At 46.8% G+C, this 25425-nt stretch carries 25 protein-coding genes; 11 read left to right on the forward strand and 14 right to left on the reverse strand.

Annotated elements, in window-relative coordinates:
* Positions 1-56: 56 nt before the first annotated feature.
* Both ACMUEV_RS16655 and ACMUEV_RS16660 read left to right on the forward strand, forming a co-directional pair.
* The gene (locus ACMUEV_RS16655; RefSeq protein WP_190653694.1) at positions 57-3041 is read left to right on the forward strand and encodes a hybrid sensor histidine kinase/response regulator; all 2985 of its coding nucleotides are present in this window, start codon (positions 57-59) and stop codon (positions 3039-3041) included.
* The gene (locus ACMUEV_RS16660; RefSeq protein ID WP_190653693.1) at positions 3038-3538 is read left to right on the forward strand and encodes a chemotaxis protein CheW; all 501 of its coding nucleotides are present in this window, start codon (positions 3038-3040) and stop codon (positions 3536-3538) included. The genes ACMUEV_RS16655 and ACMUEV_RS16660 overlap by 4 nt, the downstream gene beginning before the upstream one ends.
* Here ACMUEV_RS16660 and hpsE read toward each other — a convergent pair.
* From hpsE to ACMUEV_RS16675, 3 genes are all read right to left on the reverse strand, one after another.
* Complete coding sequence (gene hpsE, locus ACMUEV_RS16665) at positions 3530-4498, reverse strand: hormogonium polysaccharide biosynthesis glycosyltransferase HpsE (protein ID WP_190653692.1); 969 nt, start codon at positions 4496-4498, stop codon at positions 3530-3532. The genes ACMUEV_RS16660 and hpsE overlap by 9 nt on opposite strands.
* Positions 4499-4581: 83 nt before the next feature.
* The gene (locus tag ACMUEV_RS16670; protein ID WP_190653691.1) at positions 4582-4821 is read right to left on the reverse strand and encodes a DUF6737 family protein; all 240 of its coding nucleotides are present in this window, start codon (positions 4819-4821) and stop codon (positions 4582-4584) included.
* Positions 4822-4879: 58 nt separating this feature from the next.
* On the reverse strand, positions 4880-5251 hold the full coding sequence (locus tag ACMUEV_RS16675; protein ID WP_017287958.1) for a hypothetical protein: 372 nt from the start codon (positions 5249-5251) through the stop codon (positions 4880-4882).
* Between the two features lie 200 nt (positions 5252-5451).
* Here ACMUEV_RS16675 and ACMUEV_RS16680 point away from each other — a divergent pair, with 200 nt between their 5' ends.
* Positions 5452-6624: a hypothetical protein gene (locus ACMUEV_RS16680; protein WP_190653690.1), complete on the forward strand. Its 1173-nt coding sequence runs from the start codon at positions 5452-5454 to the stop codon at positions 6622-6624.
* A 77-nt stretch (positions 6625-6701) separates the two neighbouring features.
* Here ACMUEV_RS16680 and ACMUEV_RS16685 read toward each other — a convergent pair whose 3' ends face one another.
* The 3 genes from ACMUEV_RS16685 to ACMUEV_RS16695 form a co-directional block, all read right to left on the reverse strand.
* Positions 6702-7076: a hypothetical protein gene (locus ACMUEV_RS16685; protein ID WP_017287957.1), complete on the reverse strand. Its 375-nt coding sequence runs from the start codon at positions 7074-7076 to the stop codon at positions 6702-6704.
* A gap of 42 nt (positions 7077-7118) precedes the next feature.
* Positions 7119-8861 (reverse strand): ABC1 kinase family protein, encoded by a 1743-nt coding sequence (locus ACMUEV_RS16690; RefSeq protein WP_190653689.1) that lies wholly within the window; start codon positions 8859-8861, stop codon positions 7119-7121.
* Between the two features lie 250 nt (positions 8862-9111).
* On the reverse strand, positions 9112-10224 hold the full coding sequence (locus ACMUEV_RS16695) for an aminotransferase class I/II-fold pyridoxal phosphate-dependent enzyme (RefSeq protein WP_190653688.1): 1113 nt from the start codon (positions 10222-10224) through the stop codon (positions 9112-9114).
* A gap of 110 nt (positions 10225-10334) precedes the next feature.
* Between ACMUEV_RS16695 and ACMUEV_RS16700 the strand changes: the two genes are divergently transcribed.
* Genes ACMUEV_RS16700 through cofH form a run of 3 tightly spaced genes read left to right on the forward strand, consistent with a single transcriptional unit; the run spans position 10335 to position 13023 of the window.
* Positions 10335-11096: an ABC transporter permease gene (locus tag ACMUEV_RS16700; RefSeq protein ID WP_017287954.1), complete on the forward strand. Its 762-nt coding sequence runs from the start codon at positions 10335-10337 to the stop codon at positions 11094-11096.
* A gap of 51 nt (positions 11097-11147) precedes the next feature.
* Positions 11148-11903, forward strand: coding sequence for a circadian clock KaiB family protein (locus tag ACMUEV_RS16705; protein WP_017287953.1), 756 nt, complete (start codon positions 11148-11150; stop codon positions 11901-11903).
* A complete protein-coding gene (gene cofH / locus ACMUEV_RS16710) occupies positions 11896-13023 on the forward strand; it encodes a 7,8-didemethyl-8-hydroxy-5-deazariboflavin synthase subunit CofH (RefSeq protein ID WP_017287952.1) in 1128 nt (375 codons plus the stop codon). Before ACMUEV_RS16705 ends, cofH begins: the two co-directional genes overlap by 8 nt.
* 21 nt (positions 13024-13044) lie before the next feature.
* On the opposite strand, the gene ACMUEV_RS16715 is transcribed toward cofH, so the two are convergent.
* Complete coding sequence (locus ACMUEV_RS16715) at positions 13045-13569, reverse strand: SRPBCC family protein (protein WP_242044915.1); 525 nt, start codon at positions 13567-13569, stop codon at positions 13045-13047.
* A 109-nt stretch (positions 13570-13678) separates the two neighbouring features.
* On the opposite strand from ACMUEV_RS16715, the gene ACMUEV_RS16720 reads away from it, so the two are divergent.
* Both ACMUEV_RS16720 and ACMUEV_RS16725 read left to right on the forward strand, forming a co-directional pair.
* On the forward strand, positions 13679-13858 hold the full coding sequence (locus ACMUEV_RS16720; RefSeq protein WP_190653686.1) for a hypothetical protein: 180 nt from the start codon (positions 13679-13681) through the stop codon (positions 13856-13858).
* An 86-nt stretch (positions 13859-13944) separates the two neighbouring features.
* Positions 13945-14364, forward strand: a complete 420-nt coding sequence (locus ACMUEV_RS16725) for a DUF2294 domain-containing protein (RefSeq protein ID WP_190653685.1) — start codon at positions 13945-13947, stop codon at positions 14362-14364.
* Here the strand turns inward: ACMUEV_RS16725 and ACMUEV_RS16730 are convergent.
* Positions 14330-14734 carry a response regulator gene (locus ACMUEV_RS16730; protein ID WP_190653684.1) on the reverse strand — a complete coding sequence of 135 codons (405 nt, stop codon included), beginning with the start codon at positions 14732-14734 and terminating at the stop codon, positions 14330-14332. The genes ACMUEV_RS16725 and ACMUEV_RS16730 overlap by 35 nt on opposite strands.
* Before the next feature lie 495 nt (positions 14735-15229).
* On the opposite strand from ACMUEV_RS16730, the gene ACMUEV_RS16735 reads away from it, so the two are divergent.
* Positions 15230-16597 carry an NAD-dependent succinate-semialdehyde dehydrogenase gene (locus ACMUEV_RS16735; RefSeq protein WP_017287947.1) on the forward strand — a complete coding sequence of 456 codons (1368 nt, stop codon included), beginning with the start codon at positions 15230-15232 and terminating at the stop codon, positions 16595-16597.
* Positions 16598-16657: 60 nt separating this feature from the next.
* On the forward strand, positions 16658-18295 hold the full coding sequence (locus tag ACMUEV_RS16740) for an acetolactate synthase large subunit (RefSeq protein ID WP_017287946.1): 1638 nt from the start codon (positions 16658-16660) through the stop codon (positions 18293-18295).
* Between the two features lie 33 nt (positions 18296-18328).
* Here the strand turns inward: ACMUEV_RS16740 and ACMUEV_RS16745 are convergent, their stop codons facing one another.
* The 6 genes from ACMUEV_RS16745 to ACMUEV_RS16770 are packed head-to-tail and all read right to left on the reverse strand — an operon-like array spanning position 18329 to position 24274.
* Positions 18329-19027 carry an HAD family hydrolase gene (locus tag ACMUEV_RS16745; RefSeq protein WP_017287945.1) on the reverse strand — a complete coding sequence of 233 codons (699 nt, stop codon included), beginning with the start codon at positions 19025-19027 and terminating at the stop codon, positions 18329-18331.
* 47 nt (positions 19028-19074) lie between these two features.
* Positions 19075-19929, reverse strand: a complete 855-nt coding sequence (locus ACMUEV_RS16750) for a class I SAM-dependent methyltransferase (protein ID WP_190653683.1) — start codon at positions 19927-19929, stop codon at positions 19075-19077.
* A gap of 29 nt (positions 19930-19958) precedes the next feature.
* Positions 19959-20636: a TIGR04283 family arsenosugar biosynthesis glycosyltransferase gene (locus ACMUEV_RS16755; RefSeq protein WP_190653682.1), complete on the reverse strand. Its 678-nt coding sequence runs from the start codon at positions 20634-20636 to the stop codon at positions 19959-19961.
* Positions 20633-21220 carry a TIGR04282 family arsenosugar biosynthesis glycosyltransferase gene (locus ACMUEV_RS16760; protein WP_347277638.1) on the reverse strand — a complete coding sequence of 196 codons (588 nt, stop codon included), beginning with the start codon at positions 21218-21220 and terminating at the stop codon, positions 20633-20635. The genes ACMUEV_RS16755 and ACMUEV_RS16760 overlap by 4 nt, the downstream gene beginning before the upstream one ends.
* Before the next feature lie 21 nt (positions 21221-21241).
* Positions 21242-21862: a flavin prenyltransferase UbiX gene (locus ACMUEV_RS16765; RefSeq protein WP_190653680.1), complete on the reverse strand. Its 621-nt coding sequence runs from the start codon at positions 21860-21862 to the stop codon at positions 21242-21244.
* A 45-nt stretch (positions 21863-21907) separates the two neighbouring features.
* On the reverse strand, positions 21908-24274 hold the full coding sequence (locus ACMUEV_RS16770; RefSeq protein WP_190653679.1) for a ribonuclease R family protein: 2367 nt from the start codon (positions 24272-24274) through the stop codon (positions 21908-21910).
* A gap of 458 nt (positions 24275-24732) precedes the next feature.
* Here ACMUEV_RS16770 and ACMUEV_RS16775 point away from each other — a divergent pair, with 458 nt between their 5' ends.
* Positions 24733-25425 carry a DsbA family protein gene (locus ACMUEV_RS16775; RefSeq protein ID WP_199329754.1) on the forward strand — a complete coding sequence of 231 codons (693 nt, stop codon included), beginning with the start codon at positions 24733-24735 and terminating at the stop codon, positions 25423-25425.

Below are 25425 nucleotides of genomic sequence, written 5' to 3' on the forward strand. Positions count from 1 at the left end.
GCTTGAACCTCAATGCCTTGAATTGTTTTGTTCATCTGCAATTCTGTGAGTTCCCTATGATTTCTGATGCTAAACTTCGCGAACAAACTTATTCCTATTTTTTAGCTGAAGCTGAAGATTTGCTGCAAACGATCGAGCAAAATTTACTGTCTCTGCGCAAAGAGCGTTCTGCTGCGAAAGTGCATGAACTGATGCGTGCGGCACATACCTTGAAGGGTGCAGCAGCCAGCGTTCAGTTTGATAGCATGAAATCAATGGCACATGCATTTGAGGATGTTTTCAAGGCGTTCTACAAGCCAGAAGTTGAGATTGATGCGGAGTTAGAAGCCTTACTGTATGAGGGATATGATTGCTTACGCTTACCTTTGACAACTGTTGTCTCAGGAGTAAAGTCTCAGGATGCGGAAGTGCTCGATCGATCTGAAATTATCTTTTCTAAAATTCGGAACAAGTTAGGCAAACACTTTGATCCAGGTGCAGCTTTGCCAACCTCAGCAGATTTGGGATTTGATATTGCTCAATCGCTGTTTGAAACGGGAGTGACGGAGCGACTAGAACAATTAGCGATCGCAATTTCTCAAAACGATGACGACACGATCGCGCTGACGCTACATACTCAGTCCGAGGTATTTCTGGGATTAGCAGAGTCGCTTAATTTGCCGGGATTTGGGGAAATTGCACACACGACATTAAAGGCAATGAAGCAGAAGCCTCATCAGGTTCGTGACATTGCCCAAGCTGCATTAGCTGATTTTAGACAAGGGCAAATTGCAGTGTTGTCAGGAGATCGTGTCTCAGGTGGAAAGGTGTCATCCACACTCCAGAGCTTTGTAGAATCAAATTCGATTCAAAATAGCCAGCAACTCTCTCATCGCGCCTGGAGAAAGATCAAAAACTTCTTCCAGCGTTCACGAAATGAACTCTCTGAACCTCAAGTTGCCGAAAGCTTTGACGAACCGAAAGCGGTGTTTTCGGTTGATCCTGAGATTGAAGCATTGGCGGATCAGTTTGAGGCATGGCAGACCGAATTGCCTGAAGCCAAGGCAGATCTAGGATTTGAATTATGGGATACCCCGATCGCAGAAACCGAGATTGAGCCACCATCTGAGCCTTTACACCTGAAAGAGTCAGCGCAAAACGTGTCTCAAAAGCCTGCTCAGGATACAGTTCGAGTCAAGCTTACCCACTTGGAATCGCTCAACTTTATCACCAGTGAACTGCTCATTCATCAAAACCAGCAACTTTTGCAAGATGAGCGACTCCAAATGATGCTAGCAGAATTGCTGCATCAGGTAGAGCAACATCAGCGTGCTCTAGCACAGTTGCGTGAGTGGTCATTGCTCGCTCCAGAGCGATTCTCCAGAAGAAGCGGTTCTCTCGTTGTTGAGAACGACTTGAAACAGAACTTCGATACCCTGGAACTGGATCGATACAATGACTTGCATGTACTGCTACAAACACTCGTAGAACAGGCAGAACGGATTGATGAATCGACTGAGGCGATCGACTTTTTGGCTAGGGAGTCACGACTATCGCGCAGCAAACAAGGTCGATTATTGACGAATCTGCGCGATGATTTGATGAATGTGCGGATGATCGCGATTGGAACAGTTCTAAATCGCTTCCCACCAGTTGTTGAGCAGCTGTGTGAAACCTATGGGAAAAAAGTTCATCTGAAGTTGACTGGCACGCAGGTGATGATTGATAAAGCATTGGCAGACAAGCTTTACGATCCATTGCTCCATCTGGTGCGTAATGCCTTCGATCATGGAATTGAGCGTGACGCAATTCGCCAACACCAAGGAAAAGGCATTGGAGAAATTGAGATTCGAGCTTATCAGAAAGGCAATCGAACCTTGGTTGAAGTTTCGGATAATGGCAAGGGGTTGGATTTAGAGCAGATTTGTCAACGTGGATTTGAACAACATCGATTGTCTTCTAACCAAATTGACCAAATCTCGAAGTCTGAATTATTGGATCTCTTGTTTGAGCCTGGATTCTCGACGGCCGAGCAAGTGACAGAATTGTCAGGGCGAGGGGTAGGGTTGGATGTTGTGCGATCGCAAATCAGAGCGATGAAAGGCGAGATCACGGTCGATTCAGTTCCAACCCAGGGAACAACATTTTCTTTGCGATTGCCTTTAACGTTGATGAGTACTCGGTTGCTCATTTGTCAGGCAGGTTCGGCAACGTATGGATTTCCCTCAGATGACGTTGAGCGGATTGTGACATTAGATGCTGCTGAGATTGATCAGATTGGCAACCAGCGTAATGTGCGCTGGCGATATGAAGGAGAAGAACACACCCTTACGATTCACAGCTTGGGGCAGTTGGTGACTTATACGAATTGGTTGTTCGGGATGCAAGCCCAATCTCCTGAAACTTTCGGAGCTGCTCCCACCTTGACCACTTCAATTCTGATCATTCGTCGTCAAAAGCATTGGATTGGGCTAGAGGTCGATCGAGTACTGGGTGAGCAGGAATTAGTGTTGCGCCCGATGGGAAGTACGATCGCTGCACCTCGATACGTGTATGGGTGCAGTGTGTTGGGAGATGGTCGATCACTCCTCGCGATCGATGCTGTGACCTTAGTCGAGCAGAATCAAGGTAAACTTTCAGCCCCGGTTGCAATTTCGCCCCCTGCTCAAAAAGAGACATCCCTCAAATCAGTCTTAGTCATTGATGATTCGATCACAGTTCGGCAAGCATTAGCTATGACTTTAGAAGATGCAGGATTCCAAGTTGTGCAGGCACAGGATGGACTCGATGCGATCGCACAATTGCAATGTCATCCTGAGATTCAGTTAATTACCTGTGATGTAGAAATGCCACGCTTGAACGGGTTCGAGTTTCTCATGCGGTATGAGCAGGAATCCCAGCTTCCTCACGTTCCGGTAGTGATGCTGACCTCGCGCAGTAATGAGAAACATCAACAATTAGCAAAGCAATTGGGTGCAGCGGCTTATTTGACGAAGCCGTTTGATTCAGATCAATTAGTTCAACTCGTTCATCAATTGATGGCAGGAAAGGTGGTGCGATGACTCAAGTGATAGAGCATTCTCAAACGATGCGGCAGATGATGCGGTTGGTTGTTTTTACGATTGCTGGATATCGATTCGGGTTGCCATTGGAGAGCATTTTGCGAGTTGTGAATGTGCCAGAAGAATTGAAATCAAGCGCTTCTGGGATGTTGGAGGTGGTGCCGGTAGGTGAGTATACTCTGACTGTGCTGAATTTGCGATCGCAGTTGAGTATGACACAAGGGCAAGCGCAGGCAGTGAGCACGCGATCGCAAGCAGAATTTTTAGTGGTGACACAGGTTGAAGCGGAACTGTGCGCGCTTCGAGTAGATGCACCCCCCGATTTGATCGAAATTGATGCGGCAGCGATTCGGCAGTTGCCTGCTCCCTATCGTCAGGGGCATCCCTTAAGTATTGCTAGCCATGTTGTGGTTTTACCTCAAGGCAAGGCAACGCTAGCCATCTTTTTACTAGAGATGAAGCGTGTCCTTGCATTATCCGAAAATTCTCTAGGATAAATGCTCTTGTTTCGATGCAAGATGCTGGAGGAGAAGTGTCTTCCAGATATAAAAAGGGCTGAGAAGTCTACCCATAAAGAACTGGAGTTCACAGGCATCAATCAGATCGTTGGATCGCTGATGTTTGTGCCAGGAGAGGACGACTTTGCGTAAATCGTTAATGAGGAGAAAAGGGAAAGCGATCGGGCGTTTCCAAACTGGGTAGCGAAGCATCCGAAAGCGATGCTGGCTTAGTCCGATCACACTTAGAAAGTTCAATAAATAGTCTTTTTCTAGCCGCCATTGCGGGATTTTGTGAGCGATTGTCATTTCGGCGTTGTACCAGATTTCCCAATGGAATGATTTCATTTTCCAAAGGACTTCCGTTTCTTCGCCTTTCAGGGCAAATCCTTGTTTGACTGGACCTTGGATAATTTGGTCGCCGATCGCGCTTTCGAGCCAAGCTTGTTTGCGAATCACTAGACCTGCACCAACAGGCATTCCTTTGAGATGAGTGTCATAGCAGAAGGACTGCGTTTTAAGCATAATGGGCATGTAGTGAGCAATGCGATCGAAGTTCTTCGGTGGCTCAATTTCATATTCAGGAAGAATTCGACTGCCAAACGCTCCTACTTTCGGATGCGTTTGTCCAAATTTGTAAGCTTGTGCAACCCAATCTGGAGCGGGCAAGGTGTCATCGTCAAGGAAGCCGATCCAAGTACCCTGGGCTTCAGTAATGGCTCGTTTTCGAGCGATCGCAGCTCCTTGCTGAGTCTCAAGAATATAGCGAAGCTGGCTCAGCTGCGATTGATAAGTTTGCACGACTTCAGCAGTATTGTCAGTGCTATTGTTATCAACGACTAAAATTTCCCATCGAATTGATTCAGTATTTTGCTGTAATTGTAATTTTTGAAGCAAAAGTGGCAAACGCTGAGCAGCATTGTACGCTCGAATCGCGACTGTAAAATCTATCCGTACCATAGAGGGCTTGCCTAATTCAGAAGCATGACATCCCTAAAGTGCCCAAAAAGGTGCCCAAAAACAGGGATAAGCTTTTGCCTAGGCTAGTTTGAACTATCATCCGAGCTATTGATCTTGCTTAGGTAAGCCTGCATCTGCTGAGGATAGATAATCAAGAAAAAAATCATCCAGGCTAAAATTGGAACTGCGACGAGAGTGGTCAGCCATAGTTTTGCGAACACAAACCAACTGCCAGCAATTATACAAATTCCTGTGAGTAGAATTGACCAAGGCTGACACCACCAAGGTTTGTATTGCCAAATGTTTGTTGATTGATCATTCATAGAAGTGATATTGCTCAAGCCACAGTCAGATTATTTTACTAACTGTGGCTCGAGTAAGCTATCCGGCAAACATTGCGCTTTTTGCTTGCTCGTTTAGAAGAACTTGTCCTTTACCATCCATACTAAAGTCGTGTCCGGGTTCGTAACCTTGCGTGATCAGACGGCGATAGAGCGTTACAGAAGTAATTCGGCGAATTTCACGCATGACGTAGCCTGGAATCACATTCTCGATCGCCCAACAGAATGCAAGCGGATCTATCCAAACTAAGCGTTCCAGACTTACAATCACCATTCCTGCTACATCACGGAGGGTGAGACGGCTCCTCAAATTCGCAATGACTGCTTTGCCGATTTCAGTATTTCGAGTAGCAAAGGCACAGGCTAAACGGCTCAATTCTTGCTCAAGGTCTAAGCTGGTATGATCTTGCACGGGTTGTTTATTCTCCTACAGAATCAGCAATATGTCGTTACAACAGGCGTGATTTTGTAGAAGTATATCTTGAGATAGATTTATAGCCCTAAACAAATAAGTAGCGTAACAAAACTTGATATTCTCTAGCTCTACTCAAAAATCAAGCTTGCTGAGAGGTTTTTGGGTATACTGGGCGCAAAAAATCCAGATGTACATTCATGACCCTTAGTCTTGCTTATATCAGTCAGGGAAAGCTTTTTCTTAAGTACCAAGATGCTCCGGTTCAAGAAGTTGAAAGTCAGTTCGGGCTTACAGTTCAAGAGCGAAAACTGAGAATGGAACGGAATAAGGCTTGGAAGCCTCGTGGGCTGCAAGAAATGATGCTTCCGCCGGGTCTAAAGGCTCAATTACAACAGCAACCAGAGTCGGTTGTAGGAGTTGAGATTACAAGCTTGTGTCAAGGTGATACTGAACAGCTACTTTATGCGCTGAATGCTGGAGATGTAGGCGGTATCTTTCTGTTTCAGCCAAAACGACAGCGAGAAGATCGGTTATTTCATACCGCAGATTTTCAAGTTGGGCATTTGAACTATGATCGCGATCGCAAATTAATTGCCTGTACGACGAACTATCAAACGGGAATCTCCAACATTGCCGTGATGCAGATTGATGCGCCTCGCCCACGTGAAGTGACGGAAGGAGATTCGATCGATTTAGCTCCAAGATGGGTTTTAGGCAAAGAAAAAGCTTTAGTGTATCAATCGGCGGGAATTGGACGAGATCATCAGGGGTATGTGAGTGATCGTGCGCCGTTTACGATTGAGAAGTTGGACTTTGAGAAGCAGGATGTTTTAACGTTGGCATCTGATCCAAAATCTGATTTGTTATCTCCTCAGTTGGATGCAGATGGGTGGCTGTACTACATTCGTAGACCTTACTCAGCGAGACAGCGATCGTTCAACTTTCTACAATTTTTGAAGGAAATTTTCCTGATTCCAGTCCGACTGCTGCACGCAATTTTCCAGTGGTTGAATTTCTTTTCACAGATTTACACTGGGAAGCCTTTGATGAATGCAGTGACGAAGCAGAAGATAGAGCAGAAGCAGTTGCAGGCTTGGGGAGAGTGGGTGACACCGGAGATGTTGCGCGATCGAAATTTAGATGAGCCAGATGCCCCGTCGTTAGTGCCCAAAACTTGGCAATTAGTAAGACAGAGAACACAAGGGGTTCCAGAAAATTTGGCTGAAGGGGTTTTATCCTATGATTTGGCAGCAGATGGAACAGTGATTTATAGCAATGGAAGTGCGATCTATATGCTCTCGCCCAATGGCAGCCGTGAACGAGTGTTAGTTGGCAATTGGATTGAAGGTGTGGCACTCTTACAACCGTAATGACTGATGCTTGGTGTCAAAAACAAGCGCTTGATCTGAGGCAAGATCAAGCGCTTGTTTGCGAGAAGGAAATGAAATTAGCCCCAAGAATCGAGGTCGAGCGCAGCTGAACCGCCTTCTTCGATTTGGGTGAGAATTTTACCGAGTTGCCACCAGACGAGCCATGCTGTTCCAATCGTTAAAGGAAGCGAAATTGCATAGGCTAATCGAGTTGGAAAACCAAAGATTTCAACACCTGCTGAAAGAAAGAAAAACGCACCGCCTGCCATTCCTAGAAACGGGGTGAATAAAGATAATCCACGCATCGTCGCTAAGCTGCGAGTCGATTTGTTTTCTGACCATTCTTTCACCGATTGTTTTAAAACCGCTTGAAAGGCTGACCCAGAAGCAAGGCTTGCTAGGAGAGCAACGATCAATAAGAGGTAAGGAGGTTGGGGAAATAAGTATTGCACAGTTTTTTAGGACGGGTTCAAAGTTCGCTAATTCCCCATATCCTACCGTTCTAGCTTGATGCCCGTCAAAGAAGAGACGGTTGGAATTAAGGCAGCTGTCCCTGCGGTGGATAAGTCTGCGATCGCTTTCGGCAAGAGTGCTGCTCCGACTCCTAGCGCTGCTGTCCAGATTCGAGCAGGTTTGATATCGTCTTTGACGAGTTCCCACAGGCGCTGAACTTCTTCGGTATGTAAGCGATCGTCTTCTGTGAGAGCGATTAGAATTTGCTGCCGTAAGAATTGTCCTTCTTCGGACAGCAGATACTGGAGGCCGAGTTGAGCGGTTGGAAGAATGTCGAAGCTCGAATCGGATCGAGCAATAGAAATCATGTTCTCTAACCGATGCCATTGGAATTTGCCGTCCTTAAAAAGAACTTCAATCAGGCGGCGACGTAAGCGAGGGGATTCTCCAGTTAACAAGCGGCGCGCGACATACGGATAGGCAATTTCAACGATTTTGAAATTGGGGTCGAGCGTGAGGGCTAAGCCTTCTTGGGTGACGAGCGATCGAATAATCAGTGCGAACTTAGCTGGAACCCGGAACGGATAGTCATACATCAGTTCGCTAAAGCGATCGGTAATCGTTTTGAAGTTAAAATTGCCAACACTCTCGCCCATGATGTCTCCAAGTACAGATTCAAGGGCGGGAACGATCGGATAGATATCAGTTCCAGGCGATAGAAAGCCAAGTTTGACGAAATCGTGAGCGAGATCAACATAATCTTTGTTGATCAAATGAACGACCGCATCGACTAGCGTCTCTTTTGCTTCTTCTTCGAGCTGATCCATCATTCCGAAATCGATGTATGCCATTTGTCCGCCATTTTCGGTAGGAACAGCGAACAGATTGCCAGGATGAGGATCGGCATGGAAGAAGCCAAATTCTAAGAGTTGGCGCAGCCCAGATGTTACTCCGATGCGAATGATGGCGTTTGGATCGGCTCCAGCCGCTTCGATGCCTTCTACGTCAGTTAATTTGTAGCCGTTAATCCACTCTAAGACGAGCACGTGCTGCGAGGTATAACGCCAATAAATTGAAGGAACTTTGACGGAAGGATCATTGCGGAAATTCGTAGCGAATTTCTCGGCGTTGCGTCCTTCGTTAAGATAATCAATTTCTTCAAAGAGCTTGGTTCCAAATTCATCGACGATCAAGGTGAGATCGTGTCCTAGATTTAATGGGAGCCACGGGGCTAACCAGCCCGCAGCCCAGCGCATGATGTAGAGATCGAGAGTTAATGTGGGGAGAAGATTGGGGCGTTGAACTTTGACGGCGACTTCTTCGCCTGTTTTGAGGTGAGCGCGATAAACCTGACCGAGAGAAGCTGCTGCGACCGGAGTTGTAGAGATTTGCGCGAAAATTTCATCGATGTCTGCATCGAGTTCAGTTTCGATGATGCGAAAGGCATGTTCAGTCGGGAAGGGGGGCAACTGATCTTGTAACTTGATCAGTTCATCCAGGTAATCTTGACGAATTAAGTCGGGTCGGGTCGAAAGGGCTTGACCGACTTTGATAAACGTGGGTCCCAGTTGAGTCAAGATTTGCCGAATTTGAGCGGCGCGCTTAAATTTGTTGCGGTCTGCAACGCCTCGCCAGTCGTCCCATTTCAGACCAAAGACAAATCCCGTAAATAGCAGTGTGACTTGCAGTGCTCGCCAGATGACTTGCCAGGGGCGGAAGCGGTAATGATTTGCGATCGCGTTGAAGTCGTAACGTTTGAGTTGAAAAAGCGGAGTTCGACCCACAGTTTTTTAGCCTCTTGATTCGATCGATGAAACGCAACCACCTGCAGCAATATCATCGTCTTTGTTCCGCTTCTTAACAACATTAAATTGTTGGAAGTTCCGGGATTTTCCGCTGGCTTAGCTGCCCTGTGATGATTACGATTTTTGTTATTTGCTCCTATTCTAGTATACAAAACTACATCTTTACAGCCCAAAATTTGATTATTGTGAGCGGCTGTAATCTAGATTCTGTAGTCTTTTCAGGCATCCGTTATCGAATCAAGCAGTCTTTCAAACTGTAAATGACTTGATCTTGCTGCTCTTCAGACAGTTCTGGGAACATGGGGAGTGACAAGACTTGGGCAGCCGCTCGATCGGATTCGGGAAGTTGTCCGGGTTGATAGCCTAACGATTTATAAACGGGCTGCAAGTGTAGCGGGATTGGATAATAAATCATCGAATTCACGCCTTTCGAGAGCAAATCAGCTTTGAGTTGGTCGCGGTTTTCGTGAACTCGAATCGTGTATTGGTTCCAAACACTCTGACCACCTGCGAGCGCTTGTGGAGGTGTAATGCCAGGAATTGAAGAGAGGAAAGAGAAATAGCGATCGGCAATTCTCGTCCGATTCTGATTCCAAGAGTCGAGATAGCGAAGTTTGATTTGGAGAATGACAGCTTGAACCGCATCGAGACGGCTATTCACCCCGAGTGCTTCATGGTAATAACCGCTGTAGCGTCCATGATCTCGAAGCATTTTTAGCTTGGAAGCAATTTCAGGATTGTTCGTGGTGATCGCACCGCCATCTCCACATGCGCCTAAATTCTTTGTGGGATAAAAGCTAAAACAGCCAATCTGTCCAATGCTACCCACACGTTTGCCTGCCCATTCTGCCCCAGTGCATTGAGCACAATCTTCGATGACTTTGAGTTGATGGGCATCTGCGATCGCCATCAGCTTTGTCATATCTACAGGCTGACCAAACAAATGTACGGGAATGATGGCTTTCGTTTTTGGAGTGATGGCTGCTTCGATTTGATTGAGATCCAGATTGAAGGTTTGTGGATCAATGTCGATAAATACAGGTGTTGCACCGACTGCGCTGATTGTTTCTGCGGTTGCGATGAAGGTAAAAGGTGTGGTGATCACTTCGTCGCCCGCGCCGATGTCGAGCGCGCGAAGCGCGAGAAATAGAGCGTCTGTACCGGAATTACACGCGATCGCGATATCAGAGCCTATATATTGAGCAAATGATTTTTCAAAATTCTCGATCGCTGCTCCGCCAATGTATCGACCGGAAGCCAGCACCTCTAAAACAGCTTGATTAATTTCTGAACCGATCGCTTTAAATTGTTCAGACAGATCAAACGGGGGAATTGTATTCACTCAGCTTTACCACACCTGTAGTTAATTTGGTCTTATGCTTTAGACCGGAAAGGATTGAGATTGGTTTCTCAATTGGATCTAAAGATATCAGGCAAGGGGAAAATCGGGCAATGAATTTTGCGACGCAGGCAGTTTGGGCGATCGGGCTAGTTGGGGCGGCATTTGCGCTCTCGTCTTGGCAAAAATTAGGACTCGAAGGCAGTCTGATTTTGGCGGCAGGACGAGCGGTGATTCAACTTGCTGTGGTCGGATATGTCTTGGCTGTCATTTTTGCGCCACCGCTCAGTCCGATTTTGATCTTGTTTGTATTGGGGGTGTTGGTGATGATTAGCGCGATCGTGACGCGCAATCGGATTAGCCAGAAATTGCCATTGCCAGGGATTGTCGGATCGTTGTTGATCACAACACTGGTTACAGTAGCGTATGTTCAATTGATTGTGGTTCAGCCTCAGGTTTGGTATGAACCCAGATTTTTGATTGCGTTGGGCGCGATCGTGCTGTCTCAGGCAATGAATGCAGCAGCGATTTCGGGAGAACGTCTTTTCAATACATTAAAGTCGAATTCTTTAGAAATTGAGACGCGATTGAGTTTGGGGGCGACTCCAGCACAGGCAATTGAGTCGTATCGGAAAGACTCAATTCGGGCGGGAGTGTTGCCTGTGATCAATGCAATGTCGATCGTGGGATTGGCGACGATTCCAGAGATCGTGAGTGGGCAACTGTTGGGCGGTGCGGAACCGATTCAAGCGATCGCATTTCAGATTGTGATTTTGTTTATGGTTTTGTTTGCGACACTGCTTGTTACCTTGCTTGTGACATCCGGAATTTGGCGAAAGTTCTTCAATGCACAGGCGCAGTTGATTCGATGGTGATTTCTGGCAAACAGCGATACACTGAGGGCAATCTTCTCGATCAGTGGCTTCGTGTTGAATCCTCACTTTCATCGATCGATTCCTAGCATTTTTAAGGGCATTGCGCTGTTCACGCCAGGCGGTGATCTGCTCTACTGTATCGATCCCGACAAGCAAGGGCGCTGGCATCTTAACTTGTGTATGGCGCTGCAAGAGGTTTTAGAGCTTTCGGAACCGCCTCATTTTCTAGTTCCTTGCTATACGGCAACGCTCGATCGCTGGTTTGATGCGAGAACGAATCAAATTCGGATCTTTGCAGAAGCGTATCCGCCTGTATTTCGATATCGAGCATTATTGAATACGGTGTTCGAGGCGGGTGATTTGCATTGGCAGGTTGCGCCTTCTCAAGAGATTTGTGATCCGATGGTTTTAGAAACGTATCGTCATCGGTTTCCCGAACTTTGGGAGAATCATGATCTGGTGATGCGATGTGATCCCACTCCGCCTGTCACGGTGCAGCAGCCTGCTTCTCCTTACCCGCAAGGTTATGTGTTGCGCTTGTTTGTCTCTGGCTACAGCGCTGCAACAGCAAGGATTTTGCAGAATTTACATGAGTTACTAGAAGATTCCTTGGAACATCCTTACACGTTGAAAGTGATTGATATTTTTAAGCATCCTGAGCAGGCAGAAGCTGATCAGGTTTCTGCAACGCCTACACTGGTAAAGGTATATCCGCCTCCGGTTCGTCGCATTGTGGGGAATTTGGAGGATGTCGATCGAGTTTTAAAAATTTTAGGTGCTTTGAATGAAGGGCTGAAGGATGATTGATGCAATTTTAGACAAAGCAGAATCTGGGTTAGATCTGTCTGTGGATGAGGGGGTTTTACTGCTGAAGCAGACAGATGTGGATGTGATTGAGAAGATTCGGCAGAGTAGCGATCGCTTGCGACAAAAACAGGCAGGCGAGACAGTGACTTATGTGATCAACCGTAATATTAATTACACCAATATCTGTGAGCAGCATTGTAGCTTTTGTGCTTTTCGACGAGATGAAAGCGACGAAGGATCTTACTGGTTAGATTGGTCACAGATTCTAGAAAAAGCAACCGATGCAGTCCGGCGAGGCGCGACTGAGATCTGTATGCAAGGCGGGTTGAATCCGACAGCAAAGGTTCAAGAGAGTTCATTAAAGTACTATCAAAAGCTAGTTGAGACGATTAAGTCTGAGTTTCCTGAGCTACACATTCATGCGTTTTCGCCGCAAGAAGTGCAATTTATTGCGCGAGAAGATCGATCGACAATTGCCGAAGTCATTGTTGGGTTGAGAGATGCGGGTGTCGATTCGATGCCGGGAACTGCTGCGGAAGTTCTAGATAATCAGGTGCGTAAGATTCTTTGTCCGGAAAAGATCGATGCTGAAACTTGGATTGAGATTGTTCAAACCACGCATCAGCAAGGAATTCCCACGACTAGCACGATGCTATCAGGACACATTGAAACTTCAGAACAACAGATTCAGCATTTAGAGAAACTCCGATCGATTCAACAGTCGGCTCAGCAGCTTGGATTGACTGGGATCACTGAATTTATTTTGCTGCCGTTTGTCGGGAAAGAGGCTCCGAAACCTTTGCGGCGCAGAGTTGGACATGATCAGCCGATTCTTGCTGATGCGCTGTTACTGACGGCTGTTGCTCGAATTTTTCTCGGCAACTGGATTCCGAATCATCAGCCAAGCTGGGTGAAGCTAGGACTGGCAGGAGCGGTTGAGGCGCTGAGATGGGGCTGTAATGACATTGGCGGAACTTTGATGGAGGAACATATCACGACAATGGCAGGAGCGATCGGGGGAACTTGTATGGAGGTAGAGACGTTGCAGACTGCAATTCGTTCTCTCGATCGACCTTATGCACAGAGAGATACATTGTATCGGTTGTTGGTTTGTGCCTAACTTCGTCAGAGCCAATGTTTTCTAAGATTGTCCTGAGCAGATGACTGATCGCATTTGCCGTAGATTTATGGGCAAATCAAGCTTAATCGTTTGCTCAATCAGAAAACTCGGAACTGGAATCGTTGGAACCGCTTGCACTGAATAAGTCAGGATCGTTCCTTCTCCATGCGGCTGTAGTTTCAAATCGGCATGAAACTCGCTAAAGCTACCAGATTCTAAGTAAAACTGAATCCGTTGTTGTTGCGTTTCTAACACACTCAGCGAAATCTCGACCTGAGCTGTAAACATCATAAATGCCTTACTTGCCACTTGGTACAGCCGTTTTACACCTTGGCGAGACAACACTTGACGAATCTCACTCCGGGTCACGTCCGGAAAATATTGCGTCCAACGTGGATAATCAGTCACCTGCTGCCACACTTGAGGTAATGCGATCGGTAAATACATCTGTGCCGTCACCGCTCCACCCCAAGCCGAATGAGCGCGAGTCTCTAGCAAAATTTCGCCGCGCATCAGGGCAACTACGTCGCGTGTTAACGTCATCATGAGCGTCACTCCCACACCAAAGGATCGATCACTCGTTACGATAACAGGCAACGCATAAAATAAGTGCATTAACTCTATAAAGATTGTAAAAATTCTCCCTCGAACGAAGATGAATCAACCCAGTAACTCTAGAGCAACAGTCTATATCGTAGTTTTAGTGATGACCGCGATCGTATGGATCTTGCGCGGTATTGGACTTCTTGCCTTCTTGCCAGGATTCGTTTTGTGGATTCTGATTTTCCTGTCGATTATTTTGACGATCGTGAATGGGTTGATCGAAGTTCGATAAGAACCTTTCTCTAGAGAGATTAGTAAAGCGATCAAGATCAGAATAATGACTAATATGCAGACCTTGATCGTTTACATTTAGCAACTATGAATTCTTCGGCTTTACCGACGCGCGGGCAGTTAGAAAGGACACTATCGCAGCGAGTTCAGGCGTTTTATCGGACTCAGTTAGGACATCAGCCCAGTCGAGTCCAATGTTATATCGCAGACGGCAAAATTACGATCGTGCTAGAAGACTCGATTACCAAGCCTGAACAGTTGCTAATGGAAAACGGACAAGAGCAACTTGCAGAAAAAGTGCGAAATGATCTCGATAAAGCACTGCATCCGCAGTTGAGCGCTATGATTCAAGAGATCGTTGGCATTAAAGTTGTAGATATCTTCAGCGATGCGACTTTTGATACGGGGCGTAGTGGAACAATCGTGGTGTTAGAAGAAGCACCTCAATTGCGCGAATCGCAGCCGAAACGCTCTAGAGAAGAGAATACTGAGGCAAGTGACGAGTAACGACCTCAAAGAGATCGTCTAGGTCATAAGGTTTGCTGAGATAGTCATTACACCCAGCGGAAAGAATACGATCGCGATCTTCGTCTCTGGCGAGGGCGGTGAGCGCCACAATAGGAATCTTAGCAGTCAGTGCAGACTGACGAAGCTGGCGAGTGACTTCAATCCCACTCAGGTCAGGCAGTAAAATATCGAGCAGAATTAAATCGGGCAATTGATGTTGTGCTAGCTGAAGGGCAGCTTGACCTGTTGTGGCTGTGACGATTGCACAAGACGTAACGGCTTCAAGCTGGCACTCCATCAACGTCAGATTATCAATGCTGTCATCTACAGCAAGCACGATCGGCTGTTCGGAAAATTTTGATGAATTCATGAAAAACGGTGTCCAACTCAGGTTTCTTTTGTAACCGTAAGAAAAGCTCACTTCAAGAGAATCCTGGTGGAGCAGGCTGCGACTGCGCTCAGCCCTCAAAACTCGTAAGTTACGACTGAACGAAACTCACGCCACGGCAAAATTCTACTGATTTAGACATTCCTAAGCGCTGAGTGAAGCATTTCTAAAGCGGCAATGAAAGGGCGCTTTATTAATCTGGTTGTCGCTGTCCTCATGATAGCGAAAAATGCATGAACGATAATATTTAGTTACATGAGGTTTAGATTGGCGGGAATTCCAAATTTATATTGATTGAGTATATTTAGTTTGCAACAATAAGTACAAAACTTAATGTATCAGAGAATGCTTCTGATCACAGAATAATAAATAGCTTCTTCAGTGCGGAAGTGATTATCGCTGCATCAATCTGTTAGAACTGAAGCAGAATATGTTGTGCAAGTCGTAAAAGAAGTCACGACTTGTAGGAGGGAACGTATGGCGATCGCTACAGTTAACCCGTTCACTGGGGAAACAGTGAAGACATTTCAAGCCTTGAGTGATATTGAGATCGAACAGAAGCTTAGCTTGGCACAGGCGCAATTTTTGAAGTATCGAACGATTTCATTGAGTCAGCGTTCGCAGTGGTTATCCGAAGCCGCAACTATCTTAGAGCAAGAGCGCGATCGCTTTGGTAAACTGCTGACGCTAGAAATGGGAAAACCTTTGAAGGCAGCCATTGCAGAGGTAGAAAAGTGCGCGCTGGTCTGTCGGTTCTATGCGGAACATGCGGCGCAATATTTAGCGGATGTTTCGGTTCAAACTGATGCCACAACGAGTCTAATTAAATATCAGCCGTTGGGTATCGTTTTAGCTGTCATGCCTTGGAATTTTCCATTTTGGCAAGTGTTTCGGTTTGCGGCTCCTGCATTGATGGCGGGGAACGTGGGACTGCTCAAACATGCTTCTAATGTGCCGCAGTCAGCTTTAGCGATCGAAGAGATTTTTACTCGTGCTGGTTTCCCGGAAGGAGCGTTTCAAACTTTGTTAGTGGGTGCTGACAAAGTTGCTGCGATTGTTGAAGACGATCGCGTGAAAGCCGCGACTTTAACCGGAAGTGAACCTGCTGGCGCAAGTCTCGCTGCTACTGCTGGAAAGCAAATTAAAAAAGTTGTTCTCGAACTCGGGGGCAGTGATCCGTTCATTGTGATGCCGAGTGCTGATTTGGATCAAGCGGTTCAAACTGCGGTAACGGCGCGGATGATCAATAATGGTCAGTCTTGTATTGCAGCCAAGCGGTTTATTGTTGCCGAAGAAATTGCAGATCAATTTATCGATCGCTTAGTTGAACAATACAAGCAGCTCAAAATTGGTGATCCAATGTCAATGGATACTGACATTGGACCGCTTGCTACTCCTGGAATTTTGCAAGACTTGGATCAGCAAGTTGAGATTTCAGTGCAGCAAGGTGCAAAAGTCCTGATTGGGGGTCATGCGCTGCGCGATCGACCGGGCAATTTCTACCTGCCAACCATTCTGAGTGAGATTCCGAAAGGCTGTCTGGCTGAGCATGATGAGTTTTTTGGACCCGTCGCACTGGTGTTTCGCGTGCCGGATTTAGAGAGTGCGATCGCGCGGGCAAATGATTCACCTTTTGGGCTAGGTGCGAGTGCTTGGACACAGGATCAAACCGAGCAAGATCGATTTATTTCAGAGCTTGAAGCGGGGGCTGTGTTTATCAACGGTATGGTCAAATCGGATGTGCGGATGCCGTTTGGGGGAATTAAGCGATCGGGCTTTGGGCGGGAGCTTGGACGCGAAGGCATCTTGGAGTTTGTCAATGTCAAATCGGTTTGGGTGAAGTAAATTAAATCGATCAATCTGAGCTATCAATAACAAGTCAAAAACTACTGAGGAGGATGATCGGTGAATACAGCAGAGTTACTCGTTCGATGTTTGGAGGCTGAAGGAGTTGAATATATCTTCGGCCTGCCAGGAGAAGAAAACCTCCATGTGTTAGAAGCATTACAAGGCTCATCAATTCGGTTTATCACGACTCGCCATGAACAAGGTGCAGCTTTCATGGCAGACGTGTATGGACGATTGACTGGACGAGCGGGGGTCTGCCTGTCTACGTTAGGACCAGGGGCGACAAATTTGATGACGGGTGTGGCTGATGCAAATCTCGATCGCGCTCCTTTAGTCGCTATTACGGGACAAGTGGGAACCGATCGGATGCATATTGAATCGCATCAATATCTCGATTTGGTGGCAATGTTTGCGCCTGTGACCAAGTGGAATGCTCAGATTGTTCGCCCGAGTAATACCGCTGAAATTGTTCGTAAAGCCTTCAAGATCGCTCAGACTGAGAAGCCCGGAGCCGTCCATATTGACTTGCCTGAAAACATTGCTGCGATGGCAGTAGAGGGCAGTCCCTTACGTCCTGACAACATTGAAAAGTCCTTTGCTTCGTTTCGGAGTATTGAGAAGGCGGCGGCAGCCATTAATGAGGCGAAGAATCCATTAATTTTGGTCGGAAATGGTGCCATTCGCTGCGATGCCAGTGAGATGCTCACCCGATTTGCGACTCGATTAAATATTCCTGTCGCGAACACGTTTATGGGAAAAGGCGTGATTCCTTATCCGCATCCCTTAGCCCTCTGGGCGGTAGGGCTTCAGCAGCGAGACTATATTAGCTGTGGGTTTGACCAAGCAGATTTGGTGATTGCGATCGGCTATGACCTGATCGAGTATTCGCCGAAAAAATGGAATCCAGAAGGGACGATCCCTGTGATTCATGTTGGAAGTACTCCGGCTGAAGTAGATAGTAGCTATGTGCCGATCGCGGAAGTTGTAGGAGATATTTCAGATTCATTGCAAGAGATTTTGTATCGCTGCGATCGCGATGGTAAACCGGAACCGCAAGCTCTGCATTTACGGGCGGATATTCGCAGTGACTATGCTCAATATGCTGATGATCAAGAGTTTCCGATTAAGCCACAAAAGCTAATTTATGACTTGCGGCAAGTGATGGGCGCAGAAGATATCGTGATCTCAGATGTCGGGGCACATAAGATGTGGATGGCGCGGCACTATCATTGTCATCGTCCGAATACTTGCATTATTTCAAATGGATTTGCAGCGATGGGGATTGCGATTCCGGGTGCGATCGCGGCGAAATTGGTGCATCCCGATCGCAAGGTTGTAGCAGTCACGGGAGATGGCGGTTTTATGATGAACTGTCAGGAGTTAGAGACAGCGCTGCGGGTCGGTACTCCGTTTGTCACGATCATTTTTAATGATGGGGGCTATGGCTTGATTGAGTGGAAGCAGGAAAATCATTTTGGGCATTCCTCGTTTATCAAGTTTGGGAATCCCGATTTTGTCAAATTTGCCGAGAGCATGGGATTGAAGGGTTATCGTATCAAATCAGCGGAGGAGTTAATTCCGACCTTGAAAGAGGCGCTAGAGCAAGAGGTTCCGGCGGTGATTGATTGCCCGATCGATTATCGGGAGAATTTACGATTTACGCAAAGAGCAGGCGATTTAAGCTGCGCGATTTAGGAGCCGAACAATTTCAGGGATAGTCAATCAACCTTAAACCATTGCAGCTTGATAGCGTTCCTGAATGCGATCGAATTCCAAATCAATCAGATAATCGACTGTCCAATTTGCACACCGCTGCAACATATGAAACGGATAGCTGTTCGCCACCCCAACGACTGGAATTTTTGCAGCTTTTGCTGCTTGAATTCCAGCAAAGGTATCTTCGATCGCTAAACAGTTCTCTGCGGTGAATTGAAGGTCAGGAAAGGTCTGATTTAAGCGCTCGATCGCGAGTAAATATCCATCTGGTTCAGGCTTACTCACGGTTAAATCATCGCCCGATACAATCACGTGGAAGCGCGATCGTAAATTTGCTCGTTCTAGAACTAGCTCGATTTCAGATCGCAAAGCACCACTGACGATCGCAAACTTACAATTGGGCAGTTTGAACATCACATCTTCAATGCCAGAGTAGAGAGGGAGCCTTTCTAAGCTACTCATCTGCGCTACATAAGCTTTGGCTTTACGAGCAACTAATTCATCGAGATATTCATCAGTGATCACTCGTCCGCGCCGTTCTAGCAACTCTTGAATACACACGCGATCGCTCCGTCCCAAGCACAATTCGCGAAATTCGCCAGACTTAGGACGCAGATTTTCCTCAATGAGGATTTGTTCGAGAAGCTTATCGTGAAGTGGTTCATCATTGATGATCACTCCATTGAAATCAAACAGAACGGCTTTCAGCATACACGTAGAGATGATTCTCGCATCTTTTACCTTACACCCAAGCTTGCTCAAGCGATCGCCCAAGCCGATTGTTCAACATCGCTGAAGTTTTCAGATTCAGTATGGGGTAAGGGTTTGACTCCATGCGTAATTTGATGGATCAACCAGAAGTCATGGCTTTGCACTGCCTCAAATCCGGCGGCTCCCATCCATGCTTCAATACTGTCGTTTGCGAAATCTTGGATATAAGGCTCTTCAAAAATCTGTGTTAGCCATTCAGTTTGTCGCAGGGTCTTCTGGCTGCCGTCTAGAATCAGAACTTCTCCACCTGTTCGCAATAATCGAAAGCATTCCTGCAAGATGCGTTTGGAAATTTGCGTGGGGGTTTCGTGGAACAATAACGATGCAGTCACGAGATCGAAGGAACCCTCTGCAAAATTCGTGTTTTCTGCTTTTCCATGTCGCCACTGAATGTCTAAATTCGCTTGTTTCGCTTTGTAATCGGCGATCGTTAACATGTAGGGCGACAGGTCTAATCCAATCACTTCTGCGGTCGGAAATGCTTGTTTTAGCATGAGAGTCGTCGAACCTGTGCCGCAGCCGAGATCGAGAATTCTCGACGGTACACCTTGAATCGCATCGATCGCGGCTTGTCGCACCCAGGTTTCATTTGGCGGTAAGGCGTATTGCGTTATCGGATCGTAAGAGGTTGCTGCACCGATCGTGAGATAGCCGCCTTCGATACCATGAAAATTCTGGTCTTTGTAATAGCTGGGATAGCTCAGGTTCGGATCGGTCAAGCGATCGCAACCTGCTTTCCAATCAATGCTGTCGTGAAGGCGTTTCATCTCTTTTTCATCGATGAAGAGACGAACGATCGGGGCAAGGTACTGCTCAAACAGGGTATCTTTGCGAACTGGCATAGGTGCAAACAACGCTACTGGTGCTTAGTTTAGCGAATTGTTCTCAGACCGGATCGATACCAGGCTTGAATTCGTGTGGGTGAAATGCCTATCAAATAGGCAAAAACTACGATTTGATTGACGATCGTAGTTCTGAAAACGCCAAGTTTCTGCCAGCGTCGCCCTGATGTGATCACAGGTTTGGGCAAAATCACAATCTTTCCCAATTGTTGCAGCGTCCTGACAAATTCAAAGTCTTCCATAATGGGTAGGTCAGGAAAGCCGCCGATTTTGTGGAAGGTTTCGGTTCTTAAAAAGAGTGCTTGATCGCCGTAAGGAAGTTGTAAATAACGCGATCGCCAATTCACGCCTTGCTCAATCCAACGAATTCCGGGTTGATTGGCATCAATGCTGAGTTCAAATGCTCCCGCAATTGCCGTCTTTAAAGCGTCCCGAATCATTTGATCAAAGCCATCTGGAAGCCTGGTATCTGCATGGAGAAAGAGCAGAATTTCACCTGATGCGACTTTCGCGCCAGCATTCATTTGGGCGGCACGACCCGGAGCAGATTGAAGAACTTTCACCCCAAAAGATTGAGCAATGGCGACGGTTTCATCTTGGCTCCCCCCATCTACGACAATGATTTCGATATCGGTTGCTTGGATCGATAGCGTATTGGGCAGGTGACGAGCTTCGTTGAGAACGGGAATGACGATCGAGATTTTCATGTGAGATATTGCAAATCTTCGGGGCGATCGATGTCGTGCAAAATGGGAAGTTCAGCGATCGACAATCCCAATCGTTTGACAATTTCTATCGTTTGCTGAAATACGATGTCTGTACTCCATTGAATATTTTGAAACGCATCAGGCACAAACCGATTGCATCCAATCAAGTAATATCCGCCATCGGTTGCACCACCGATCGTGATCGGATGAGTTTTTAGATTGGAAAATGCTAGCGCTAAGATTTCGGATGTGAGGTCAGGACAGTCTGTGCCAATCGCGATCGCAGATTTTGCACCGTGATCAAATGCCGTTTGAAATGCATGAGTTAAGCGATCGCCTAAGTCTCCAGAATGCTGCGGGTAATAGCAAAGATCATATCCAAGCCAATCTTGCATCTGTTCTAAAGTCGCGCCTGTGAAATGAATGCAGAGCTGGCACGTGAGGCTACGGCATTTCTCGATCGTTCTTTCGGTCATTTGTCGATGCAGTTCAGCAGCTCCAACTTCTCCGAGTGCTGGAATGAGACGAGTTTTAGCTTTGCCCGCTTCAGGATACCGAGTGAAAACAATTAACTGTTCTTGCACAATCTCCCCACTCCCCACTCCCTACTCCCCACCCTCTTCCTTCCACCGCTCCAGTGGTACACAATCAATCTCAAACTGATCTAACGCCCGTGCCACCACAAAATCGACTAAATCCTCGATCGTCTGCGGACGATGATACCAAGCTGGAATTGCCGGAACAATCCGCGCTCCTGCTTCTGCTAAAGCCGTCAAATTCCGCAAATGAATCAAACTAAACGGGGTTTCTCTCGGCACAATGACTAGCTTACGTCCCTCTTTCAACTGCACATCGGCTGCGCGTTCTAGCAAATCTGAACTCAACCCCGTCGCTAATTTTCCGACGGTGCTCATACTGCAAGGCATAACCAACATGCCCAATGTCCGAAACGACCCACTGGCAATATTCGCACCGACATTTCCCCAAGGATGACAGTTCAATTTTCCAGCAGTTTCGACTCCCGCTTGATCGCGCCAAAATTGCTCCTGCTGGATTGGGTCTGGTGGCATCCGCATTCCTGTTTCTTCCTGCCACACCATATAAGTTGCTTTCGATGCGACAAGCTCGATCGCGTAATCTGCCGATAACAGGTACTTCAAAGCTCGGACGGCATAAATTAAGCCTGAAGCCCCAGAAACACCAAGAATGATAGGACGATTGACCACAGAGAATACCTAAATAAAAAATGCGGGACATGCCCGCATCTCTTATTATTCCTCACTAAACTCCTCATCGGGGAGGGCAGGTTCAGGTTGAAACTCAGATCGCTCTTCGGATTCAAATTCTTCGTCGGTCGCCTCACTGCCACCGCCGACTGCAATCAGGTCAATCTGCTGGCGGTAGTAATCGACGCTCTTGACTTGAACTTCAATGCGATCGCCAAGTCGATACTGCTTGCGATTCTTTCGTCCTACCAGGGTTTGCTGGCGCGATCGAAACTCGTACCAATCATCTTTGAGCGAACTCACATGCACGAGACCTTCGACGAGCAATTCTTCGAGTTCGACAAACAATCCATATGATTGAACACCCGTAATCAATCCGTGGAAGATTTCGCCTGTGCGCTCTTTCATCAACTCGGCTTTCTTCAAACCTTCGAGATCGTTTTCTGCATCTTGAGCCACTTTCTCGCGTTCACTCACATGCACAACGACTGCACCAAAATGGCTTTCCAATTCTTGATGCACATCGGTCGGCAGTACGTTCCAATTAATCTCTCCGTGACAAGAGCTATGGCGTAAATCAACACTATCTTTCACGCGCGAAGACCGACGATCTCGTCCTGCTTCAAAGACCGCATGTAAGGCGCGATGCACGAGCAAATCAGGATAGCGCCGCACGGGAGACGTAAAGTGCGTATAGCCTTGCTCTAATGACAAGCCAAAATGTGGTTTCGGCTGAGAACTGTAGAATGCAGGTTTCATGGTCGAAAGCAACAAGTAAGTCAAAACTCGTTCTGCATTCGATTCTGCAAAGGCATGTGTGAAATTCTGATAGTCTTGTGGGCGAACTTCTTCTTCGTTTTCTAGCTTCAGTTCGATGCCCATGCTGACTGCTAACTTCACCAATTCCTGCACCTCTTCTGGATCAGGGGTGGGATGGACTCGGTAAACGCTAGGAACTCCGAGTGCAATCAAATGAGATGCAACGGTTTGATTTGCCAGCAACATTAGTTCAACGATCATCGAGTGAATCGGGAGCGTTGCAGAAACAACTACTGCACCTAATACGCCTTCATCATCGTAGTGAAACTTGCTAAACGTAAATTTATCCGTTTCTTCTGGCGATTCTGAACCGTCAGGACGCGCATAAATTTTTTCTGGCAGGTTCAGTTCAAATGCGCCTCGTTGTCGTCGCTGGTCTTTGATCGCATGACTCAGCTTATCGAGCTGCGCCAACAGTTCAAAAATCGGCTCAAACTGCTTCAATTCTTCTGTGTGATTGTCTTTGAGAATCTCTTCTGCTTGGTGATAACTCAACTTGTAATCGACATTAATCACTGTGGGCTGAATCTCGAATTCCAGCACGCCACCTTGATCATCGAGTGTAATCAGCACTGAAACGGCAAGTCGATCTTTTCCAGGCTGAAGCGAACAGAGATTATCGGTGATCTGTTCAGGCAGCATCGGGACGACTAATTCACTCAGATAGACCGAAGCGCCTCGACGTTGAGCTTCGCGATCAAGCGGCGCTCCTGATCCAACATAGTGCGCGACATCTGCAATATGAATGCCCAAGCGCCAGTTGCCGCCTGCTTTCGTTTTCTCTAAGGTAATCGCATCATCGGCGCTATCTTCGTCGCTAGATTTGATCGTCAGCGTGGTCAGATTGCGTAAATCAACGCGGTTTTTCAACTCTGCTTTGGTCAACTTAGTCGGCAACTCTTTTGCTGCGGCTAAAACCGTTTCAGGAAATTCGCGCGGCAAATCATGCTTGCAGCAGACAATATCAATATCGGCTGCGTCATCATCTGCGCCTAAGACTTTTGCGACTTTACCGAGGGGGGCATGTTGCCCGATCGGATAGCGTTTGACCTGCACATGTGCCAAATGATCGATCGCATTATCGAGTTGGATGCCATTTTCATTGACTTGCAGTTCAAACAATAAGCGATCGTCGAGGGGAACGGCTCGAAATTCTCCACTTTCGCTCTTTTTAATGCGTGCCAGAACCGAGGGATTTGCCCGTTCTAAAATCAATCTCACTTCGCCTTCTGGACTGCGACGACGACTGCCTTCCTTCGTCACTCGCACCAAAACGCGATCGCCATTCCAAGCATGATTCAGTTGGCTTTCGCGAATGTAGATATCTTCTGACCCTTCGACATCTTGAATCGCGAAGCAGAATCCTTTGCTTGAACAGCGTAACTTTCCTTCTACTACGCCTTCTTCTGGCACTCGACGATATTTGCCCCGTTCCTTCACGAGCACTCCGATTTTTTCGAGTGCGTCTAGTGCGATCTGTAAGCGTCTTAGGCTCGGTTCATCATGGCATTCCAGCTTTTTTTCGAGAGCTTTTGGAGCCACTAATTTATCATCTGTGAAGTTAGCGAGTAACTCAGCGATCGAGAATTCCATGAAGCGATTTGTCCTCGTGTGTTCTGCGTGGGGTGTGCAAATGGCTCTGAAGTCGTCACTTCACCGGAACCGAAGCTCGAATCAGTTCCGATTAATCAACAAGCCGATTCCCAGTTTTAACAGATAGGAAGCTGCGCACTTAGCATTGGCTCTATGAGGTTGAACTCCCGAAGTTGACCAAAATCAATCGATTCGGAATTTCAAGTCTCGAAAAGCGCCTGTACGAACATGTTGACAAGTCGAGTGTCGCTCATAGTTACACGACAGCCTGACCGCCAATGCGATCGCACCTTTACTATTGTTACTCAAGTTGAGCCTAATGACACATTGAATCTCGAACTTTTGCGGATTCATGCGTCTCGGAAGTCTGAAGTTAAGCTATAGTGCGAGGACAGATTTGAGACGGAATCGTGATGAGAAGGCTGAAACAATTCGCGGGCTTGGTTATATTGTGTCTGATGTTAATCAGTTGCTCTTTGCCAGTGCAGGCAGATAGCAAGATTGATCCAAAATTTGAAGAACAAGTCCTGCAAGTGATTCGTAAAAATCCTCAGGCAATTCTGGATTCGGTACAAGCTTATCAACGCGAACAACAACAAGAACAGCAAAAAGTTCAACAGTCGTTTCTCCGCGATCTCCAGCAGAATCCAAAATCGGTGATCGCTCAGTCTCCCACGAAAGGCAACGGTCAGGCTGTCTTGGTGGAGTTTTCTGATTTTCAATGTCCTTACTGTCAAGCAGCAGCAGGCACGGTAAGCCAGTTTGTAGACAAGTATAAAGATCGCGTCACTCTGGTTTATAAACATTTGCCGCTGACCAGTATTCATGATCAAGCCCTACCGGCAGCAAAAGCGGCTTGGGCGGCTCAGCAACAGGGCAAATTCTGGCAATATCATGATGCTTTGTTTGCGCAGCAGAAACAGCTGAATGAGGCGATTTATCCAGAGATTGCCAAGACTCTGGGGTTGGATGTGGCGAAGTTTAATCGCGATCGCGCGTCTCAAGCGGCAGAAACCACGATTGAAAAAGATCTTCAACTTGCAGAGCAGCTTGGAATTTCTGGTACTCCGTTCTTTGCCATGAATGGTCGTGCATTTTCAGGGGCAGTCGATCTTGCTACCTTAGAGAAAAACTTAAACCAAGCACAGTAA

Source organism: Leptolyngbya sp. FACHB-1624, assembly GCF_047649235.1.
In the GTDB taxonomy this organism is placed as follows: domain Bacteria; phylum Cyanobacteriota; class Cyanobacteriia; order Leptolyngbyales; family Leptolyngbyaceae; genus Leptolyngbya; species Leptolyngbya boryana.

Excerpts from the sequence above, each read along its gene's own strand:
- ACMUEV_RS16655 (WP_190653694.1), top strand. The coding sequence starts at position 57 with ATGATTTCTGATGCTAAACTTCGCGAACAAACTTATTCCTATTTTTTA.
- ACMUEV_RS16660 (WP_190653693.1), top strand. The coding sequence starts at position 3,038 with ATGACTCAAGTGATAGAGCATTCTCAAACGATGCGGCAGATGATGCGG.
- hpsE (WP_190653692.1), bottom strand. The coding sequence starts at position 4,498 with ATGGTACGGATAGATTTTACAGTCGCGATTCGAGCGTACAATGCTGCT.
- ACMUEV_RS16670 (WP_190653691.1), bottom strand. The coding sequence starts at position 4,821 with ATGAATGATCAATCAACAAACATTTGGCAATACAAACCTTGGTGGTGT.
- ACMUEV_RS16680 (WP_190653690.1), top strand. The coding sequence starts at position 5,452 with ATGACCCTTAGTCTTGCTTATATCAGTCAGGGAAAGCTTTTTCTTAAG.
- ACMUEV_RS16700 (WP_017287954.1), top strand. The coding sequence starts at position 10,335 with ATGAATTTTGCGACGCAGGCAGTTTGGGCGATCGGGCTAGTTGGGGCG.
- cofH (WP_017287952.1), top strand. The coding sequence starts at position 11,896 with ATGATTGATGCAATTTTAGACAAAGCAGAATCTGGGTTAGATCTGTCT.
- ACMUEV_RS16715 (WP_242044915.1), bottom strand. The coding sequence starts at position 13,569 with ATGATGACGTTAACACGCGACGTAGTTGCCCTGATGCGCGGCGAAATT.
- ACMUEV_RS16720 (WP_190653686.1), top strand. The coding sequence starts at position 13,679 with ATGAATCAACCCAGTAACTCTAGAGCAACAGTCTATATCGTAGTTTTA.
- ACMUEV_RS16725 (WP_190653685.1), top strand. The coding sequence starts at position 13,945 with ATGAATTCTTCGGCTTTACCGACGCGCGGGCAGTTAGAAAGGACACTA.
- ACMUEV_RS16730 (WP_190653684.1), bottom strand. The coding sequence starts at position 14,734 with ATGAATTCATCAAAATTTTCCGAACAGCCGATCGTGCTTGCTGTAGAT.
- ACMUEV_RS16735 (WP_017287947.1), top strand. The coding sequence starts at position 15,230 with ATGGCGATCGCTACAGTTAACCCGTTCACTGGGGAAACAGTGAAGACA.
- ACMUEV_RS16745 (WP_017287945.1), bottom strand. The coding sequence starts at position 19,027 with ATGCTGAAAGCCGTTCTGTTTGATTTCAATGGAGTGATCATCAATGAT.
- ACMUEV_RS16750 (WP_190653683.1), bottom strand. The coding sequence starts at position 19,929 with ATGCCAGTTCGCAAAGATACCCTGTTTGAGCAGTACCTTGCCCCGATC.
- ACMUEV_RS16755 (WP_190653682.1), bottom strand. The coding sequence starts at position 20,636 with ATGAAAATCTCGATCGTCATTCCCGTTCTCAACGAAGCTCGTCACCTG.
- ACMUEV_RS16770 (WP_190653679.1), bottom strand. The coding sequence starts at position 24,274 with ATGGAATTCTCGATCGCTGAGTTACTCGCTAACTTCACAGATGATAAA.
- ACMUEV_RS16775 (WP_199329754.1), top strand. The coding sequence starts at position 24,733 with ATGTTAATCAGTTGCTCTTTGCCAGTGCAGGCAGATAGCAAGATTGAT.